Source organism: Bradyrhizobium sp. CCBAU 51627 (assembly GCF_028128765.1).
Classification (GTDB): domain Bacteria; phylum Pseudomonadota; class Alphaproteobacteria; order Rhizobiales; family Xanthobacteraceae; genus Bradyrhizobium.
On record NZ_LBJG01000093.1, the window covers coordinates 17668 to 36803 of the forward strand.

23 protein-coding genes and 1 tRNA gene are annotated in these 19136 nt (G+C 61.0%); 16 read left to right on the forward strand and 8 right to left on the reverse strand.

What is annotated here, in order from left to right; translation table 11 throughout:
- Nucleotides 1–214: 214 nt before the first annotated feature.
- From XH88_RS37560 to XH88_RS37575, 4 genes are all read right to left on the reverse strand, one after another.
- Nucleotides 215–1462, reverse strand: coding sequence for a tyrosine-type recombinase/integrase (locus XH88_RS37560; RefSeq protein ID WP_271673194.1), 1248 nt, complete (start codon nucleotides 1460–1462; stop codon nucleotides 215–217).
- Between the two features lie 158 nt (nucleotides 1463–1620).
- A tRNA-Ser gene (locus tag XH88_RS37565) sits at nucleotides 1621–1710 on the reverse strand.
- 68 nt (nucleotides 1711–1778) lie between these two features.
- A complete protein-coding gene (locus XH88_RS37570) occupies nucleotides 1779–2945 on the reverse strand; it encodes a tyrosine-type recombinase/integrase (RefSeq protein ID WP_271673195.1) in 1167 nt (388 codons plus the stop codon).
- The gene (locus tag XH88_RS37575) at nucleotides 2942–3169 is read right to left on the reverse strand and encodes a hypothetical protein (RefSeq protein WP_271673196.1); all 228 of its coding nucleotides are present in this window, start codon (nucleotides 3167–3169) and stop codon (nucleotides 2942–2944) included. The genes XH88_RS37570 and XH88_RS37575 overlap by 4 nt, the downstream gene beginning before the upstream one ends.
- A gap of 139 nt (nucleotides 3170–3308) precedes the next feature.
- On the opposite strand from XH88_RS37575, the gene XH88_RS37580 reads away from it, so the two are divergent.
- From XH88_RS37580 to XH88_RS37655, 16 genes are all read left to right on the forward strand, one after another.
- Nucleotides 3309–3512, forward strand: a complete 204-nt coding sequence (locus tag XH88_RS37580; RefSeq protein ID WP_271673197.1) for a DNA-binding protein — start codon at nucleotides 3309–3311, stop codon at nucleotides 3510–3512.
- On the forward strand, nucleotides 3509–3670 hold the full coding sequence (locus tag XH88_RS37585; protein ID WP_271673198.1) for a hypothetical protein: 162 nt from the start codon (nucleotides 3509–3511) through the stop codon (nucleotides 3668–3670). Before XH88_RS37580 ends, XH88_RS37585 begins: the two co-directional genes overlap by 4 nt.
- Before the next feature lie 74 nt (nucleotides 3671–3744).
- On the forward strand, nucleotides 3745–5784 hold the full coding sequence (locus XH88_RS37590) for a bifunctional DNA primase/polymerase (protein ID WP_271673199.1): 2040 nt from the start codon (nucleotides 3745–3747) through the stop codon (nucleotides 5782–5784).
- Nucleotides 5785–6032: 248 nt separating this feature from the next.
- A complete protein-coding gene (locus XH88_RS37595; RefSeq protein ID WP_271673200.1) occupies nucleotides 6033–6452 on the forward strand; it encodes a DUF5681 domain-containing protein in 420 nt (139 codons plus the stop codon).
- Nucleotides 6453–6652: 200 nt separating this feature from the next.
- Nucleotides 6653–6988: a hypothetical protein gene (locus XH88_RS37600; RefSeq protein WP_271673201.1), complete on the forward strand. Its 336-nt coding sequence runs from the start codon at nucleotides 6653–6655 to the stop codon at nucleotides 6986–6988.
- The gene (locus XH88_RS37605) at nucleotides 6988–7974 is read left to right on the forward strand and encodes a phage tail protein (RefSeq protein WP_271673202.1); all 987 of its coding nucleotides are present in this window, start codon (nucleotides 6988–6990) and stop codon (nucleotides 7972–7974) included. Before XH88_RS37600 ends, XH88_RS37605 begins: the two co-directional genes overlap by 1 nt.
- Nucleotide 7975: 1 nt before the next feature.
- Complete coding sequence (locus tag XH88_RS37610) at nucleotides 7976–8464, forward strand: hypothetical protein (RefSeq protein ID WP_271673203.1); 489 nt, start codon at nucleotides 7976–7978, stop codon at nucleotides 8462–8464.
- Nucleotides 8465–8586: 122 nt separating this feature from the next.
- Complete coding sequence (locus tag XH88_RS37615; protein WP_271673204.1) at nucleotides 8587–9894, forward strand: hypothetical protein; 1308 nt, start codon at nucleotides 8587–8589, stop codon at nucleotides 9892–9894.
- Complete coding sequence (locus XH88_RS37620) at nucleotides 9894–11843, forward strand: hypothetical protein (RefSeq protein ID WP_271673205.1); 1950 nt, start codon at nucleotides 9894–9896, stop codon at nucleotides 11841–11843. The genes XH88_RS37615 and XH88_RS37620 overlap by 1 nt, the downstream gene beginning before the upstream one ends.
- Before the next feature lie 2 nt (nucleotides 11844–11845).
- On the forward strand, nucleotides 11846–12964 hold the full coding sequence (locus XH88_RS37625) for a hypothetical protein (protein WP_271673206.1): 1119 nt from the start codon (nucleotides 11846–11848) through the stop codon (nucleotides 12962–12964).
- Nucleotides 12965–12970: 6 nt separating this feature from the next.
- Nucleotides 12971–13207, forward strand: coding sequence for a hypothetical protein (locus XH88_RS37630; protein WP_271673207.1), 237 nt, complete (start codon nucleotides 12971–12973; stop codon nucleotides 13205–13207).
- A 45-nt stretch (nucleotides 13208–13252) separates the two neighbouring features.
- Nucleotides 13253–13429, forward strand: coding sequence for a hypothetical protein (locus tag XH88_RS37635; protein WP_271673208.1), 177 nt, complete (start codon nucleotides 13253–13255; stop codon nucleotides 13427–13429).
- Complete coding sequence (locus XH88_RS37640; protein ID WP_271673209.1) at nucleotides 13426–13617, forward strand: hypothetical protein; 192 nt, start codon at nucleotides 13426–13428, stop codon at nucleotides 13615–13617. Before XH88_RS37635 ends, XH88_RS37640 begins: the two co-directional genes overlap by 4 nt.
- Nucleotides 13569–15179, forward strand: coding sequence for a hypothetical protein (locus XH88_RS37645; RefSeq protein ID WP_271673210.1), 1611 nt, complete (start codon nucleotides 13569–13571; stop codon nucleotides 15177–15179). Before XH88_RS37640 ends, XH88_RS37645 begins: the two co-directional genes overlap by 49 nt.
- Nucleotides 15179–15481 carry a hypothetical protein gene (locus XH88_RS37650; protein WP_271673211.1) on the forward strand — a complete coding sequence of 101 codons (303 nt, stop codon included), beginning with the start codon at nucleotides 15179–15181 and terminating at the stop codon, nucleotides 15479–15481. Before XH88_RS37645 ends, XH88_RS37650 begins: the two co-directional genes overlap by 1 nt.
- 138 nt (nucleotides 15482–15619) lie before the next feature.
- Entirely contained in the window at nucleotides 15620–15793 is a 174-nt protein-coding gene (locus XH88_RS37655) for a hypothetical protein (protein ID WP_271673212.1), read from the forward strand.
- Nucleotides 15794–15849: 56 nt separating this feature from the next.
- On the opposite strand, the gene XH88_RS37660 is transcribed toward XH88_RS37655, so the two are convergent.
- The 4 genes from XH88_RS37660 to ilvD form a co-directional block, all read right to left on the reverse strand.
- Entirely contained in the window at nucleotides 15850–16041 is a 192-nt protein-coding gene (locus XH88_RS37660) for a hypothetical protein (RefSeq protein ID WP_271673213.1), read from the reverse strand.
- Nucleotides 16028–16192 (reverse strand): hypothetical protein, encoded by a 165-nt coding sequence (locus tag XH88_RS37665; protein WP_271673214.1) that lies wholly within the window; start codon nucleotides 16190–16192, stop codon nucleotides 16028–16030. The genes XH88_RS37660 and XH88_RS37665 overlap by 14 nt, the downstream gene beginning before the upstream one ends.
- A gap of 354 nt (nucleotides 16193–16546) precedes the next feature.
- Nucleotides 16547–16870 carry a hypothetical protein gene (locus tag XH88_RS37670; protein ID WP_271673461.1) on the reverse strand — a complete coding sequence of 108 codons (324 nt, stop codon included), beginning with the start codon at nucleotides 16868–16870 and terminating at the stop codon, nucleotides 16547–16549.
- Nucleotides 16871–17084: 214 nt separating this feature from the next.
- Nucleotides 17085–18935, reverse strand: a complete 1851-nt coding sequence (gene ilvD, locus XH88_RS37675; RefSeq protein ID WP_271673215.1) for a dihydroxy-acid dehydratase — start codon at nucleotides 18933–18935, stop codon at nucleotides 17085–17087.
- Between the last annotated feature and the right edge of the window lie 201 nt (nucleotides 18936–19136).

Genomic DNA, 19136 nt, shown 5'->3' on the forward strand with positions numbered 1-19136 from the left:
CGGAGGCGATCTATGATGCCGGAAACTTTTCGCGGCGCTGATTGCAAGTCGAATTCATAGCACGAAACGGCGTATTTTTCCAGTGTATCGATAAATCGTCGCACGGTTCTTATAGCCGATTTCACCGCATATTTGTAGGTGTATCGCGAAATTCTCTTACGCCTCGACCGCAGTCGTTATAGCCGTTCCCAAGGTGTCCGCAGAAACTCTGTCGCTACCTACGTGGCCCCTCCAGCAATGTCTTCGCTGGCTCTGCTCCCTCCAAAATCAGGTCCGCCCAGATCTGCGCAAGCTCCATGCGTCGCTGCAGATGCAGCGCGCGGTCGTACGCCGCTTTCACCGCGTTCTCCGGCTTGTGCGCCAACATCAACTCAATGACGGCATGATCGGCGCGGAAGCGCTCGTTCATGACGCTGCTAAACGTTGATCGCCAGCCGTGCGGGACATGTTTGTGATGATACCCGGCCCGGTTAAGTAGGTAGCCAATTGCGTTCTCGCTCATTGGCTTATGGACGTGACGGGTGTTCGGGAAAGCTAGCTGTCCGCTTCCAGTAATCGAATGCAGAGCCTTGATCACGTCCTGCGCCTGCGTCGACAGCGGCACAAGGTGATCGTTCGCGTCATCGTATTTGCGGTCCTTCGTCAACTTCATCCTCACCGCCGAAATACGCCAGACGTTGTCCTTCGCCGCCCGAAGCTCGTCCCATGGTGTCGTAATCAACGTTCCGGGGCGTAGCGCCGTCAATGCAAGCAAACGCAGCGCCAGCTTCGTTACCGCGTGGGCTGGTTCAGCTTCGGCCTTACGGAGCATCGCGCGAGCTTCGCCAAGGTCAGTGACGGCTGGCTGCTTGCCACGCTTGATTGGCGCCAATGCCCGCTTGACCGTGGCTGCTGGGTCATTGACGCACTTGCCGCACGCGATGGCGTATTGGAAAACCTCGCTGATGCGCTGACGCGTCCTGTGCGCCGTCTCGCGGGCCGTGGCTTCGATAGGACGTAGAGCCTCGATGACGTGGGGCGGTTCAATCGCGGTCACGGGCAACGCGCCTATGGCGGAGAACACGCGGTCCAACGAGCCGATGACGTCCGACGCGTGGCGCGGGCTCCACCTTTCCTTGTTCAGTGCGTGCCAGTCCCGCGCGATCCGCTCGAAGGTGTCGGTGCTGGCTCGGGCCGCTTTGACCGCGTCCCGTTTCCTACGTTCCGTAGGGTCTTGGCCCTGCCGTTTAGCGTCTCGTGCCTCGTCTCTTGCGGTTCTCGCGTCTGACAGGCTGACAGTTGGATAGTGCCCGACCGTAAAAAACGTGTCCTTGGCCCCGAGGCGGTACCTATATCGCCATATCTTGCTGCCTGCGGGGGTGACGAAGAGATAAAGGCCGCCACCATCTACGAGCCGGTAGGGCTGGCCCTTGGGCTTGGCGTTTTTGCAGGCGCTGTCGGAAAGCAGTCTTTCCCCGGCCACTTCGGATACCCCATTTTCTCAATCGGATACCCCGGTATTTACCCCGTTCAGCGCTCGGTGGCTAGGCCATCTACTACCGTTCCGGGCTCGTCTCGTCGGCTTAAGTGACCGTTTTATTTGGTTTTTTGGACTTAGTCGGATCGCGCTGGAACAGTCACTGGCGGAAGGGGTGGGATTCGAACCCACGGTACCCTTGCGGGTACGCCGGTTTTCAAGACCGGTGCCTTAAACCACTCGGCCACCCTTCCGTAGCAACGATTTCAATGGGTTAGCAGTGGGGCGGAGTGAACGAACAGAGCACGCTACTACCGCTTTACTACCCAACGTCGTCGGCGCGCTTGTTTATGGCGGCGCGCAGGGCCACGTCAACCGCCGCGGCAGCTTCTCCCTGCATGTTCGGCATCAGGTGGCTGTAAATGTCCATGGTGATGGCAATCGAAGAGTGCCCTAGCCGCTCCTGGACGACCTTTGGGTGGACCTTGGCAGCCAGCATGTGGCTGGCGTGAGTGTGCCGCATCTTGTGCAGCGTCATGCCCCATTCGCTGAGGAAGGCCGACATGACATGCGTCAGACTGCGCGGCTGCAACGGCGAGCCGTCGAATTGCGTAACGACGTGCCAATTGTCGTCTGCGCGGACGCCGAGCCGCAGAAGCTCTTCGGCCTGATCAAGCCGCCAGCGGCGCAACTCATCAATGGCAAGCGACGGCAGCGCCACGGTTCGCGCCTTCCCGCTCTTCGCTTCCTTCTCGCGGATCGCGCCGGCATCGGTTTGTTCGGTGCTGGCAACCACTGCAAGCTGACCCGAATCAAGGTCGACCGACCGCCAGCGGAGCGCGGTAATCTCGCCGCGCCTCAAGCCGCACAACGTAGCCAGAATCAAGGGAACGAACAGGCGCCGTTCACGGGCGGCATCAAACACGACGGCGGTTGTCGGAGCGTCGATCGTCGGCACCGGCTTGCGTTCGATCTTGGGCCGATCCCGCTTTTCGAGAAGCGCCGCCGGGTTCCGGACGATCAGTTTCCAGCGCTCGGCTTGGTCAAGGGCGGAATACAGCACGCGGTGCATATGATGAACCGTCCGGGGTGATAGACCACCCTTCCCGTCGCACCGGCCGCTTTCCAGGGCGGTGGCATATGCTCCGCTAATGTCGATCGGTTGGAGCTTTGACAGCACCTTGCCGCCAAGCAACGGGTTGATATTCTTCGTGGCGATCTGCTCATAGCGTTCATGGGTGCGTGGCGAGACGTTCGGCCTGATATGCTTGAGCCACCGATCAAAGAACTGCGCCAAGGTCGTCTTGGAGGGCTCAACATAATCGCCGCTGCCCATTTCGGTTATGAGCTTGCTGCAAGCGGTCTGCGCCTCCCGCTTTCCCTTGGCATCCGGTAGCTTATGCCATTTGCGCTTGCGCTTTCCCTCTGCATCGCGGGTATCAATCACCGCGTACCAGACTTTGCCCTGTAGCGTGACATGCCCCTTCATTTCTCGCCCCTTTTTAGTGCAGCGATGACTTTCGCAGTGACCTGATTCGAAAACCTCTCAAGGGCTTCGGCTAAATTGTCGCGCTTAAACGACTCGTCTAGGCGGTGCGTGATCTCGCCCGTGAGGGTACGCCCGTTCTTCTGAGCCGCGCTTTCCAGCTTGGCCAATTGGATCGGATAAATCCGAAGGCGCAAATGCGTCGCTTCCACTGGCTTACGTGCCATGTGATCTCTCCTGCTTCGAAACTCACAATAGCACGGGCTAAACGCGATTGGTACAAAAATGTACCTTAACTAACTATTTTAGATTCTGCCGGCAGGCTTTGGGTACAAAACGTACCACTCACCCCGAAAGGCTTCGGTCATGAATGACGAGTTGAAAATGCTGCTATCACGCCCAACCGCCTCGATCCCTGATGTCGGCCGCGTCTGCTTTGGACTTGCCCGGCAGGCCAGTTACGCGGCTGCAAAGAACGGCGACATTCCGACAATAAAGGTCGGCCGAAGTCTCTTTGTACCGACCGCAGCGCTGCGCAAAATTCTCGGTATTGAAGCCGTCGCGTCATGAGCCAAACCGAAGTTCGCCCCGCGACGGCCAAGGAAATCCGCATGTTCGAACGCTTGAAGGGTCCGGTACCCGAGGGCGAACAACTGCGCATTCACGTCGCTTTTGAAAATGGCGCGCGTATTCGCTTCTTCGTTTTGGAGCCAACCGGTGTTCACTAACGAAAACCCGCCGCGGCTTGCTCAAGGCCGGGCGGGTTTCAATTTCAATCTTCGGCAGCCTTGCGAGAACTGCATTGCCAAACTCCTACCACGAAAAGGTTGCAGATGCAACTAAATTCTTCGACTTCGCCGAACCGCTCGGCCTTGCCTTGGTCAAAGTTCATCCTGGTGCCAAAAATCCGGTGGGTGAAGGATGGCAGAATCTTTGGAGCCGTGATCGAGTCGATTGGGAACAATGGGTATCGGAAGGCTTCAATATCGGCGTTCACGCTGGGGCCTCCGGACTTGTCATCATTGATCTGGACGTGAAGCATGGCGGCCTAGACGCCGTCCGGCTACGCGTCGATACCTGGTGCCGCAACAACGGCATCGACGCCCTGTCGCATCACGTGACGACGCCGAGCGGTGGACAACACATCTATCTGCGCGTCCCTCCCGGTGTCGACGCAATGACGCTTGCCGGTAACACGGCCGGCGCTCTCGGTAAGGGCGTCGACATACTCGCAGGCAACAAGCAAGCACTGGCGCCGGGGAGCGCTGTCGGCAACGGAAAATACGTTTTCCAGGATGCCACGGTCTACGCTGTGCCGGAGTTCGTGCTCGATTTCTGCAAGCGCGCTCCGGTGGAAGCGCCCGTGGCAAAGGTGGGCACGTTCGATCGCGGCGACGTTGCCACCCTGGTCAACTGGCTCAATGAGCGGGACGGGTTCGACTCGTATGACGATTGGTGCCAACTCGGCATGGCGCTACGCGCCGAGTTCGGCGATGACGGCAAGCTCCTATGGGCCTTGTCACATAACGACACCGTTACGCCGGACGTCATCGAAACCAAATGGCGCAGCTTCGCGACCGACGCCAAGCCAGGCGCCGTGACCCTGGCCACGTTCATGCGGCGCGCACATGATCTCGGTTGGACCGGTAAAGTTCGCCAATCGGTCGCTTCAATGTTCGGCGGTGTGGCGCAGCTTGCCACCCTGCCCGCCATCGCGTCGCCGCCTTTGGCGCCTGGCGTGCCGCTACCCTCGATTGACCAAGATGACGACCTGCCGACGCCGGAACTGTGTTTCCCCGAAAACTTTGGCGACGATTTTCGACCGCCTAGTTATCTGATCGACGGCATCTTGCAACGTCGTTTTTGCTATTCGATGACCGCTCAGACCGGCACAGGAAAGACCGCAATCGGGTTGCTCTTTGCTGCGCACGTTGCGACCGGAGAAGCGCTCGGCGCTCGGCGCGTCAAGCGCGGTTGGGTGTTGTATTTCGCGGGCGAGAACCCCGACGACGTCAAGGCCAGATGGTTCGGTCTCTGCGGAGAGATGAGAATCGACCCTAAAAAGACTAACGTCATCTTCGTTTACGGCGTAACGCCTCTTTCGAAAACAGCGGAGCGCATTGCCCGCAAGCTTGCCGAACGCGGTGTTAGCTTGTCGTTTGTCGTCGTCGACACCGCCGCGGCCTATTTCGAGGGTGATAACGATAACGACAACGTGCAGGCCGGCAACCACGCGCGCACGCTGCGTTCACTGGTCAACCTGCCTGGTGAACCCTGCGTCATGGTGCTCTGCCATCCGACCAAGAATGCAAAAGAGATCGGCGACATGGTTCCGCGCGGCGGCGGTGCGTTCTTGAATGAGGTTGACGGCAATCTAGGGGCGGCCCGCGTCAGCACGACGATCGCAATGCAGACCGTGGGCAAGTTTCGCGGCCCCGAGCTTTCGCCCATACATTTCGGGCTGCATGTAGTGCGCGATCACCCGCGGTTGGTCGACGAAGACGGGCGCCCGATGCCAACCGTTGTTGCTCACATCGTTAGCGAAGCCGGCGCGGCGGCGCAGGCGGCGGAAAGCGAGACCGCCGAAATTCAAATGCTCCGGGATATCGGCGACCATCCCGGCGACGCAACACGAAAGCGCGCCGCTCGTCTCGGATGCCATCACGACACCGTCGCAAGCCGCATCAAACGATTGGTTTCGCGGAAGATGGTCGACGACAGCGGGTTCAAATTGAAGTTGACGAGCAAGGGCGAGAAGGAATTGAACGCCTTGGACCGGGATAAATCGCTGTCGGAGGGGTCCGACAACGCGTTTCCTTTTCCAGTGCCCGGAAGGAAGTGAAATGCATCCGACAAAAGTCCGACAAGACTCCGACAGAACGCGCGAAAAACCCTGCAAAACAAGGCTGTCGGACTCCGACAAACGATTCCGACAGCACCACACTTGCTGCGCTGCGTTTACGCAGCAGCAGTGGTTGTCGGAGGGGGTCTTTCACTAGGGAATCCGACAGTCCGACAAACGACCCTGGAAACAGCACAACGAGGCGAAACTGCCGCGTTTAGTGCAAATAACTGTTGAGAGTGCGACACGTGAATAAACAGACGAACAGACATCTGCCGAGCACGGCGTGGAAACCTGGCCAGAGCGGCAACGCCGCCGGCAGGCCGCCCGGCGCGCGCCAGAAGATCGCGGAAAAGCTGATCGCCGACATTGCCGACGTGTGGGAAGCGTGCGGCAAAGACGTGTTGAAGCGCTTGGCGATCGAAGAGCCGGCGAAGCTCGCCACGATCGCGTATGGCCTGGTGCCGAAGGATATCTTCCTCAACGTCGCGCAGACGGCGCCTGGCGGCTTAGAGCCGGACGAATGGGCAACGTTGCGTCGCGTTCTCGATATCATCCAAGCAACCGCGCCCGATGGCGTAGCGCCGTCACTGGTGTTCGAAACTATTGAGCACGCGTTGCGCGCCGAGTTTGCGCGACCGATCGCGCTGCCCGCGCCGCCCTACTGATGCCGTTGGTAGTAAATCCGGTAGTAAGTGCCCTGCTCTTCTGCGCATCTCATTGAGATTCCTCGCGCTGCGCGACGACAAGCACCGGTTCTGTAGTTCGGTCACGCCACAACGGCTTACGCCGTTGTCGTTTCGCTAAGTTTTGTGTGGGACATTAGGGCTACAAACGGTTCTTACCGCAACCACCACAGCAACCCGTCTTGGCCCTGAAAAGCCAGGCGGGATTTTTCAGTTTCGAAGGGACGCAGATCATGACGGCAGAAGCCGCCCACGATCACCAGAAACGACCGCTGGTGCATTCCCGCACTTTGCGGGTCAGATTGCAGCCGGAGCTGGTTGACGCGATTGTCGATGCTGCTTCCCGCCGCGGCATGAAGGCAAGCGCCTGGTTAAGGCACGCCGCGATCACCGTCGCCATGCTCGAAGGCGTTCTGTTTCCTGATGCACTTGCTGGCGGCAAGCGCCGTTACGCACGGATCGAAGGCGGGGCCATTGTCGACGTCCAGTATCTCGCCGACCAGGTGGAGGAAGCCTGATGCCCGGTGTTATTCATTTTTCCAAGACGGCTAATTTGAACGCATCGGCCTGCCCCACGGTCGGATGGGCCGAGGGAATGCCGCCGAGCCAGATTAACGACTCGAGTCGCGCCGAGATGGCCGCGGTTGCGTGCTACAGGGACGACATTTCCGGATCGATTTTGACCACTGGAACTTCGGCCGCTTATCAGGTCGCGAGCAACCAGGGGTTCGACACGCTCGCGAACTTCCACAACCAGATCATTGGATTCACGCCGCACGTCACCAATGCGATCGGACCGGTGACGATGACGGTCGACGGATTCGCCAACCTGCCGTTGCGCTCGGCACCCGGCGTGGAGTTGCCGGCCGGCGTCCTGGTGCAGGGCACACCTTACGTAGCGCTCTACAACAACACCGACCACGCGCTCTATTTGCGAAGCTTCTACGGCGCGAGTCCGTACTTGATCCCGGTCGGGGCAATGCTCGACTTTACCGGCTCGACTGCGCCGAACAGTTCGTTCGTTTTCCCGTTCGGCCAGGCGATCAGCCGCACGACCTATGCGTCATACTTCGCAATGGTCGGCATCACTTATGGCTCCGGCGATGGTTCGACCACGTTCAATATTCCCGACCTCCGCGGACGCATCGGTGTCGCGGCCGACAACATGGGTGGTATCCAAGCTGGTCGCATCAACGGCGTGTTGGCGAATGGTCTCGGCTCGGTCGGAGGTGCACAGAATCAGGCGCTCGTAACCGCGAACCTGCCGCCCTATACGCCTGCCGGCACCGTAACCAATGGTGCAATCTCCATTTCGCACAATGCCATCAGTGGCAGCACCACCACGGGCGGCGGCGGTTTTCCGGCTGGTAGCAACGGAGGCGCCTCGATTAGCGCTTCTCAGGCCGCATCAACATTCACCGGCTCGCCGCAAGGCGGCACGAGTACACCCGTCACGATCGTGCAGCCGTCTATCGTCGTGAACAAGATTCTGAGGATCATCTAACATGGGCTCGCAAACCTATTCCGACATCGGTCAATGCATTCCCGAGAGGGCCGCGACGCTCGCGCTTCAACAGGCGCAGCTTCTCGCCGGAAAACGCGACGTGCAGATGTTTCCAGTCGGCACGACCGAATTGCCGACGCCGATCGGATTCGCGCGTCATGAGAACGCGCGCGGGGTATTCCATTATCGATCAAACGCCATTTCGGCCGAAGTGATCGAAGCGCTTAGCGAGCAGGGCCGCGAGAACGAGTTCCTGATGCTTGGTCCGATCAGCAAGGCCGAAGTCGCTAAGCGCATCCTTGCTGGCGAAACGCTGCTTTCCCTGACCGAATACACGCCGGATGGAATTGAAGTGCGGAGCGCCGCCGGCACGAACAAAACGATCAACGAACAGCACAATTATTTTGAGCGCACCAAAGAACCCGGCAACGCGATCGTGGTCGACGCGATGGAACATGTGATTGCCGCTCGCCTTGCGGAGTTGAACTAATGGGCCTTTTCGACGCTTACGATCGAACGACGTATCAACCGGTACAATCTGGCTTGCTCGACCGTCTGCTAGCCTCGGTCGCCGCCCCAACGGCCGCGGGGGCAGGATTCCCGTCATCGCCAATGGACGCCAACGCCGCAGCACCGGCGCCGCAAGCCACGCCGACTCCGGATAATGCCCCGATCGCGGTCGGCAATTACCAGATGCCGCGCATTGGCTCCGGCTTCCTGGATGTCTATCCGCAGCACGATCCTGCGACCGGCGCGACAGTCGCGCCCGCTCTCCAGCCAATCCCCGCAGCGACGCCGGACGATCTCGGTAGTCATCTGATGACCGGTTTCCAGAACTGGCAAAGCGGCGGAAATATCGTCGGCAGCATCGTCGCGGCAATCACAGGCAAGCGCAATGATCCGCAGGCCGAATTGCAAGCCCAACAGCAAGCCCAGTTGCGGCAGCAGTTCACCGCCCTGGTCAACGCGGGCTTCACGCCGCAGGAAGCCACGGTAGCGGTTCTGAATCCCGAGGCTGGAAAGGCCATCATCGCGCAAAAATTCACTAAGCCACAAAACGACAGCTTCAGCGTCGTCCAGACCGGCGAGGATGGGCTTGGCAAAAAGACGTTCGCCAAGATGAACAAAGCGACCGGCGAAATGACGCCGATTGCGACCGCTGTGGGCGGCGATACGACCGCCACCGGACTCGGTGATATGTCCAAGACTGGCGCCGCCTATCTCGCCACGTTGGCGCCAGACGTGGCCGGTAGGGTCAGAGCGATGGCCGAAGGTCGCCAGCCGCTGCCGTCCTCAATGGCGCTGGCAAGGCCCTATTGGCAGAACCTTATCGCCGCGACACAGCAATACGATCCGACCTTCGATGCGGCGAATTGGAGTGGTCGCGTCGCCAGCGTGAAGGATTTCAGCGCGGGCAAGAGCGCCGAAATGGTGCGCAGTGCGAACCAGACGCTGGCACATGTCAACGCGCTCTTGGATAGCGCCGACGCTCTGCACAATGGCAACTATCCCGCCCTCAATTGGGTGGGCAACAAGTTCAACGAAGCGACCGGCGGCGGCGAGCCTACCGCATTTAAGATCAATGCTCATGCGGTCGCGGACGAAATGTCGAAAGTCTTCAAGGGCGGAAATTTGTCCGATACGGAAATTCGGGCTTGGGAGGAAGGGCTCTCGCCAAATATGTCGCCAACGCAGCAGCGCGCCGCGATCGGCAAGCTTTCCGAGCTGCTGCACGGCTCGTTGCAGGCGCTTGAGGAAAAGCGCGTAGCAGGTATGGGCCAGTTGGCTGCCGACAAAGCCGGCCCGATCATCAAGGAAGAGGGTCAGAGGGTCCTAAAGCGCATTGATGAATGGTTGAAAGCCAATGGTGGCGAGACTCCGGGTGCGCTTCCGGCCGGCTGGTCGGTACAGGTGCGCTGATGCCGAAGTTTGATTTCAAATCGCCGGACGGCAAAACCTACACGATAGAGGGGCCAGATGGATCGACGCCAGAACAGGCTTTCCAGATCTTGCAGCAGCACCTTGCAAGCGGTCCGGTCGACCCTGTTTCGGTCAACAGTGTCGGTCGTTCGTTCGCAACGGGCGTGCCGATCATCGGCGGCCTGCTCAACAAGGCAGATGCTGCCACGAACGCCGCACTTGCTCCGGTCCTCAATCCGCTTTTCGACGAAAAAGACCAACTGAACGAACCGACTTGGTCGGAGCGTTACGCGCATTCGTTGCGCGACCAGGAAGGCGCCGACGCGAAGTTCTCGGCGCAGCACCCCGTCATCGATACCGGCGCAAAGCTTGCCGGTGGCGTCGCTTCGATGGGTCCGGTTGTGGCCGCTGCACCTGGTTTGATGGGAGCGACCGGCACCTTTGCGGCGCGCACGGGTGCGGGTGCAGTCTCCAATGCTGCGATCGGCGCTGCAGATTCGGCGATCCGAAACGGTGACCCGGTTTCCGGAGCGCTCATCGGCGGTGTGATCGGAGGCGCGGCGCCCGCTGTTGAAGCTGCGGCCAGCCCGTTCGTGTCCAGCATCATGGCTCGGATCAACCCGCAGGGCTCCGCCAATCGGCAAGTAGCTCGCGCGATCTCGGAGAGCGGCCGGCCGACGGCTGATATTGCCGGCGACGTGACGCAGGCTGCAGCAGAGGGACAGCCTCAATTCACGCTCGCCGACGCACTCGGCAATCCTGGCCAGCGCATGTTGTCGACGGTGGCCCGCGCACCAGGCGAAGGCCGGACCGACGTCGTGAACGCCCTGGAACAGCGCCAGGCTGGCCAAGGACGCCGGATCGCAAACGCGCTCGCCGAAGGGTTCAACGCGCCGGAGACAGCCGCCGCGACCGAAGCGCGCATGACTGCCGCCCGGAACACCGCGGCGGACGCGGAATACGGTACGGTCAGGAACGACGCTGGTCGCGTCGATCTCGTCCCGACACTTGATCACATTGATAGGGTCATTGGCACTCGACCGGGTCAGCAACTCACTGAGGCAAATGACAGCATTGAAAGTGCGTTGACGGGTTTCCGCCAACGCATTGCGCGGGTGAACCCGGACGATTTCGAGGCCGTTCAGCGCATCCGCTCAGACATGGCCGACGCCGCTCAAAGTGCAGTTCAGGGCGGTTATGGCAACCGGGCGCGGGAAATCCGGCGGGCCGTGCGCAGCCTTGACGCTGCCATGGAGAATGCTTCGAACGGCTACCGAGCCGCCAACGCGAACTTTGCCAACGCCTCGCGCGATATCGAGGCAGTGCAAACCGGTCGCGACGCTGCGATGCGTGGTCGCACGGAAGACACCATTCCGGCCTTCAATGCTCTGCGACCGGAAGCGCAAACCGCTTTCCGATCGGGCTATGTCGATCCGGCGATTGCTCAGACGCAAGGCGCCGCCTTCGGCGTGAACAAGGCTCGCCCGTTCACGTCGCAGGCGTTCCAAGACGAAAGCCAGGCGATTGCGCCGGGCGCCGATCTGATGAATCGGCGCATCGGACGAGAGATGCGGATGTTTGAAACCCGTAACCAGGCACTTGGCGGGTCGCGCACCGCGGACAATCTCGCGGACCACGAGGCCCTTGGCGTCAATCCGACAACAGTCATGCACGCCGCGGCGGGCAACTGGAGCGCTGCGATTGGCTCAATGCTGCATGCTGGCGTCAGGGGCATCACCGGCAACACGCCGGCCGTACGAAAGGCTGTTGCCGACATTCTCTTGCAGAATGGCGCCACGATCAACGCCGCGGCGCTCAACGCGATGGTGACCCGCACCATCGGCCAGTTGCAGTTCCTTCAACAACTGGCGCGAAGCGATGCCGGCGCTGCGGCCGTGACCACGAACGCCAATCAACCGAAACGCCAACCGCCGATCTTCAAGAGGTAACCATGACCGACACCACCACCGAGACGCCGCGCAACGAGGCTGGTCAGTTTGCATCCGCCGAACCGGCCTATGGTCGGGAGGGTTTGGAGCGTGATGCCGGCTATGTGCCGTTGCCGGATGAAACCAAAACGGAAGCGCAAGACGATCTCACCGTGAAGGAAGCGGCGCAGCGTCTCAAGGAATTGAGCGGCCCAGAATCGAAGATCGTCACGCATAACGCCGGTCTTCCGGCGAACGTCACCATGACCACCGAGCAGGCCGGGAAGATGCTTGCAGAGGCGCGCGAAGCCGACGCAGCGCAAGCCGATCTGGACGACACCAAGGCGCAGCAAAAAGAAATTGACAAGCTGCGTGGGGAGAAGCCCGCCGAGCCGGCCCCCGTCGACAGTGAGCCGGACATTGAGAAAGTTCTGGCCAATCCGAAGGTGCAAGCCGCAATCACGGAGCGGGTGACCGCGGCCGAAGCGCAGCGCGCACAGTACGAAGCGGCGGTGGCGGACGCCGGCAAATTCGCCGCTGCCAGTCTGTTTTCGGAGATCCCCGAGTTGGTTGATTTACCCCTCGATCAGTGGGCAAACGCAATCAATTCGATGCACGAGCGTGATCCGGCTCGGGCACGTCTCGCTTACAACAAGTTGCTGGCGCTTGGCCGCGTCGAAGCCGCGAGTCACCAAATCAAGGCGCAGAAGGCCGCGCGCGAGCAGGCGGAATTCAAGGCCTATGCGGCTCGCGAAAATCAACGTTTCGCCGAACTGACCAAGGGCATTCCGGCGAAGGAAATGGCGGCAATCGAGGCTCATGTTCCGAAAATGCTGGCCGAGCATGGCGCGGATGTCGCGCAGTTCCTAAAAGCGGTGAGCAATCAATCGACCTTTCCACGTGCGACGGCGGAAGCACTTTTAGTCAAGGCTGCGCGATACGATCTGATGCAGGCGCAGGCGAAGAATCTGACGCGGGGAGTCCCGCCTGTCCCGTCTGTGCAGCGTCCTGGTAACGGCGCCCCGCGAGGTGCAGAGCGCGGCGACGCAAGCTTGGCGGCACTCAACGCCAAATTTGGAAAATCGCACAGTTTGAAAGACGCGGCTGCCTTGCTGTCGGCGCGTCGTAGCAAAGGAAGGTAAAACGACATGACAGACTTTATTGAAGAGATGCAGACAGAGGCCAAACTTCGCTTTGGCAAGACGCTGTCACCGAGCGAAGTCGCCACGGAATTCCAAAAGCACGATTTCGAGGCGCGGATTCATCATCTCAAGAATCTCAAAACAGCCGACAGCTTCACCTCACCGCGGGATGCTGCTGCGCGTCACGTCTATGAGCGGGCGCTGCGCGCCACTCACTATCGCCTGATAAAATCAAACCGATAAAGGACCCAAATGCCCGCACCAATGAAGCCGCCACCCGCGCTCCCCTTGGCCGATCGCATCGCCGCACTGCGCGCCGAGATCGACGCCGTCATTGACCAGATGGCCGCCGACGAAGCCAAGAAAACGCCTGGCGTTCCGCAAGTCGTCATTCGCCAGATGCTCACGCGCGGCGGCGATTGCCAATGCCGGAGCTATCTCATTCAGACGGGAGCAGTGAAATGACAGAGCCTGTCCGGGGACTTTTGGACCATCTTGAGCAAGCATCCCACATCAGCGCGGGGATGGGGTGCACCTTCCGCGCGGCGCTGGAAATCGTGAAGGCCGCCGAAGCGCATCAGGCCAAACCCGAGCAGAGCACGGAATGGGCAAACGTGATATGGGGCACGGTGTTCGGCGGGCGCCGATCGTGACTGATTGGCTGGAAAATTTGTATGCGGACGGCGAGCGCGTCACAAGACTAGCCAATGACCTGGAGTATTTCGCCGCCGAGCGTTTGAAAATCAGGCCGAAGGCCGGCGGCCTGATTCCATTCGTGTTCAATCCTGTCCAGCGAAAGCTTCACGCAATCATCGAGAAGCAGCGAGCAGAGACCGGCCGCGTTCGCGTTGTTGTCTTGAAGGCTCGGCAGGAAGGCGTCAGCACCTACACGGCGGCTCGCTACTATCACAAAACAATCAGGCGCCCAGGTTTCCTGACCGCGATCGTGGCGCACGAGAAGCCGGCATCACGTAACCTTTTCAACCTGGTCAAGCGCTTCCACGACCATATGCCGGAAGCCGATCGCCCTGCCACCGGAGCGTCCAACGCCGAAGAATTGAAGTTTTCCGACATCGATTCGGGCTATCTGGTTTCGGTGGCGACCGAAGATGGCGCCGGCCGATCGTCGACAGCGCAGGCGCTGCACGCCTCCGAGGCGGCCTTTTGGGTAAACCTGAAAGAGCAGCTTGCGGCGCTGATGGAAACGGTGCCGGACCTGCCCGAGACCGAGATTATCGTAGAGACGACAGGTAATCAGTACGGCGATGAATTTCACCAGTTCTGGTGCAAGGCGTTGGCTGGCGAAAATAGCTTCCTGGCGGTGTTCTTGCCGTGGTTTGACGATCCGACCTATCGTAAGCCTATTCCCGACGACTTCGCCATGACGACGGAAGAGCGAGCGCTGGCAGACCTGCACGGCCTGGACTCCGAGCAAATCTATTGGCGTCGATGCAAGATCGCGGACAAGGGTGACGTCAAGTTTTTCCAGCGTGAGTATCCCGCGACGCCCGATGAAGCTTTTATGGTCTCCGATTTCGACAGCTTCATTCCTGCCGACATCGTGTTGGCGGCGCGCAAGACGACCGACATTGAGCCATACGGTCCACTGATTGTTGGCGTTGATCCGGCCGGAAAGGGCAAGGACTCAACTGCGATTGCGTGGCGCCGTGGCCACTGCATCGAAAAGATTGAGAAACGGAAGCATCTCGACACGATGCAGGTTGCAGGATGGGTCGCGAAGATCATCCGTGACGACAAGCCGATCAAGGTGAATATTGACGTCGGAGGCCTTGGTATCGGCGTCTACGATCGCTTGGTTGAGCAAGGCTATGGTGAGACGGTCAACAACGTAAATTTCGGCGGCAAGCCCATTGAGCCAGCGCCACTGGACGAGTCGGGCAAGCCTTCTGGCGGCCCGCTCAACCGTCGCGCGGAACTGCACTCCAACGTCAAGAACGCGTTGCAGGGTCGGTTTTCGCTTCCGGACTCGGAATCGTTGCAGACCGCGCTAACGAGCTTCACTTTCAAATACGACTCCGCCGGCAGACTGGTGCTTGAGAGCAAGGAAGATATGCGCAAGCGGGGCATGCCTTCACCGGACGAAGCGGACGCCGTGGCGCTGTGCTTCTCCGAACCGGCCGGCTCGCCAATCCCGCGTTCTGTGGTGACGAACTTCAATCGCAAGCTGGTCTATGGGAACAATGGGTACGCGTGATGGCTCGTAACAAAATTCAAGAAATCACCGTGGCGACGCGCAATCCGTCCGGCACACCGGGTGACATGGGAAGCTGCGAAGTCGGTTTCTTTACGGTCGATGGCGACTTGCTAACCCTGGTCGAGGGTGACGGAATGCCGGTCCGCCGAGCAAACGGTGAGCGCGTCACGGCGCGCCTGCAAGCCGGCGACAGTGCTCATAGGATTGCAAGTCGGCTCATTCTGGGCGCGCGCTGGCGTGGGTCCGATGCAGCGTCGGACTTCAATCGGCCGCTGCACTATAGACCGACGGGTTGGGTGTGAAACGTTGTCGTACAACGATAAACGTTGCATGTTTCCGTAATTATTTCAATGACTTAGCTCTTGTATTCCGGCTGCAAGATGGCATAGTGAAGGCCACGCCACCGATTCACGGATGGCCATCCGGCAGGAATGGGGAAAATGACGACAGCATCATCACAGAACGACACGGCTGAATTCACGACGCGGACCTTGATGAGCTTGCTCACGGCGCTAGCCGATAAGGCCGAACTCGACCGACAGATTGAGGCGCTCACGCTCGCTCTGGCGGGGACGTATGGCTTGCCGCGCGTCCTGCCGGACCCGGCCGGATAACGTCATCGCTCGGAGAGCCCGTCTGTGCGCCGAGCGCGTGCAGGCGGGCTTTTTGCTCAGCCGCCGCGGTAGGCGGCAGCTTCCTTCCAGCGCTTAAGTGCGGTGCCTTCGCTGCTGTCGTCTGTTTCGATCCGCTCGCCCTTATAGGTGCCCACGGCAATCCAGACCGTCTTGTGTTTATGGTAGGTGGTCACCCGACAGGTCTCGTTCCAGACGGTGACCTTGTGTTCTCGCTCAGCGCCGATCATGCGGTTTGCTCACTGGTCTAAACATGCGGCGGCCCGCCACAATCAGGTTGCCGATCAACGCGCCAAGGCCGGCGCTCGCGAGCATAAAGACCAGGACGGCCAGCCCGATAATTACCAACCACGCCACGCCATTCATGAGCATCATGAACATCGGCGCCCTCCCCGTGTGGTTACTACCCCGTTTACTACCGAACTATACGATACGGGACGGAACTAAGCGATACAGGGAGGAACGATAGCGCGCGAAAACTCCCACAAAACAAGTGCAATCGAGCAATTTCAATACTAGCCGATACGGCGATTCCAGAATTTCAAGACCGGTGCCTTAAACCACTCGGCCACCCTTCCAAGTCCAGAATGGCTGTCGCTTAACGCAGTCGGCGGCGCAAGGCAACGCGAAGTTGGCTGAGCCGCGTTTGGCTTGCCGCAAAAGCAAACGCGGCGCCACCCCTTGGCGACGCCGCGCGAAGTCTTGTTTGTTGCGCTGGTCTTCTGTTGCCTTGGCTCAGTAGCCGCAGGACGCACAGCCCATCTGCACCGGCACGTAATACGAATAACCAGGCGAGACCATCTCGACGCGCTGGCGCGTGGCGTATTGCGGCGGGATGCGCTCGTACTGGACGCTGGGCGGCGCCACCATCACGGTCTGCGGCACCATCACGGTGCGGTACTGCGCCGGCGTGCGGTGCGCGACGACCGAGCCCGGCGACACCATCACGGTCTCTTCGACGGCACGATATTGCGGGGCGACGTATTGCTGCTGATAGCAGGTCTGGCAGGGCGGCGGTGCGTAGCAATTGTAGCAGCCGGCCGAGGCCGCGCCCGTCATCGAAATCGCGGCGACGGCTGTTGAGAAAACGACAGCGAGAGTACGAGACATTGCGGTGGTGCCCCAGTTGCCCAAAAATGGATTTGCGAAAGTCGCGCGCAATATACGCCGCAAAACCCTGCTATGCCGAACTTCGTCGGGGCATCCTTAATGCGAACGGCCGGCTCTTGCCGGCCGCTAACAGCTTGTCGACCATGCGTTGCGCCGCGCACGCTCAGTTCGAGCGACGCTTCACCTCGCGCACGGCGCCACGCGCCGCGCTGGTGGTGAGCGCAGCATAGGCCTGCAACGCGGTCGAGACGTTGCGCTTGCGCGCGGCGGGCTGCCAGGCAGCTTCACCCTTCGCCTCCTCCGCGGCGCGACGGCTCGCCAGCTCCTCGTCGGAGACCTCGAGGTTGATGCTGCGGTTCGGAATGTCGATGGCGATGCGGTCGCCGGTGCGCACCAGAGCGATGTTGCCGCCTTCGGCCGCTTCCGGCGAGAGATGGCCGATCGACAGGCCGGACGACCCGCCGGAGAAACGGCCATCGGTGACAAGCGCGCAGGCTTTGCCGAGGCCCATCGATTTCAAATAGCTCGTCGGATACAGCATCTCCTGCATGCCGGGGCCGCCGCGCGGGCCTTCATAGATGATGACCACGATCTCGCCGGCCACGACCTTCCCTCCCAGAATGCCTTCGACGGCCGCGTCCTGGCTCTCGAACACGCGCGCGGGGCCGGAGAATTTCAGGATCGACGAGTCGACGCCGGCGGTCTTCACGATGCAGCCGTCCTGCGCGAGATTGCCGTAGAGCACCGCGAGGCCGCCGTCCTTGCTGAAGGCGTGCGCGAGATCGCGCACGGCGCCCTTCTCGCGGTCGGTATCGAGCTCGTCGTAGCGGCGCTCCTGGCTGAAGGCGACCTGGGTCGGGATGCCGCCGGGCGAGGCGCGATAGAAGGTGCGCACCGTCTCGCTCTTGCTGCGCTTGATGTCCCAGCGCTCCAGCGCCTCTTTCATGGTCGGCGCGTGCACGGTGGAGACCGAGGTGTCGATCAGGCCGGCGCGGTCGAGCTCGCCGAGAATGCCCAGGATGCCGCCGGCGCGATGCACGTCCTCGACATGGACATCGGCGACTGACGGGGCGACCTTGCAGAGCACGGGCACGCGGCGTGACAGGCGGTCGATGTCCTGCATGGTGAAGGCGACCTGCCCTTCATGCGCAGCCGCCAACAGATGCAGCACCGTGTTGGTCGAGCCGCCCATGGCGATATCGAGCGTCATCGCGTTCTCGAACGCCTTGAAATTCGCGATGTTGCGCGGCAGCACGGAGGCGTCGTCCTGCTCGTAATAGCGGCGGACGAGATCGACAATGGTGTGGCCGGCCTCGACGAACAGGCGCTTGCGGTCGGCGTGGGTGGCGACGACAGTGCCGTTGCCGGGCAGTGCGAGGCCGAGCGCCTCGGTCAGGCAATTCATCGAGTTGGCGGTGAACATGCCCGAGCAGGAGCCGCAGGTCGGGCACGCCGAGCGCTCGATCACCTTGACGTCCTCGTCGCTGACCTTGGAGTCGGCCGCCGCCACCATGGCGTCGATGAGGTCGACGGCCTTGGTCTTGCCCTGCAGCTTGACCTTGCCGGCCTCCATCGGGCCGCCCGAGACGAACACGGCGGGGATGTTGAGCCTGAGCGCAGCCATCAGCATGCCGGGCGTGATCTTGTCGCAATTGGAGATGCAGACGAGGCCGTCGGCGCAGTGCGCATTGGCCATGTACTCGACGCTGTCGGCGATCAGTTCGCGGGACGGCAGGCTGTAGAGCATGCCGTCATGGCCCATGGCGATGCCGTCATCGACCGCGATGGTGTTGAACTCCTTGGCGACGCCGCCGGCCTGCTCGATCTCGCGGGCGACGAGCTGGCCGAGGTCCTTGAGGTGGACGTGGCCAGGCACGAATTGGGTGAAGGAATTGACGACCGCAATGATCGGCTTGCCGAAATCGCCGTCCTTCATGCCCGTCGCGCGCCAGAGGCCGCGCGCGCCCGCCATGTTGCGGCCGTGGGTGGTGGTGCGGGAGCGATAGGCTGGCATGGCGGTTTCCGTCCTCGGGTTGCGTGGGCCGGGCGCCGCGATTTCGCAAGCCGCCTCAGGCCTTTCCGGCCGGATAGCGCACAGGGTGATCGGGCGCAACGGGAACTTGGGCCGGACAGGGCTCCCCTGCTCCCGGCGCGGGCTTTTCGTAGCCCGGATGGAGCGCAGCGCAATCCGGGACCGGCCTCGCCCCGATGCACC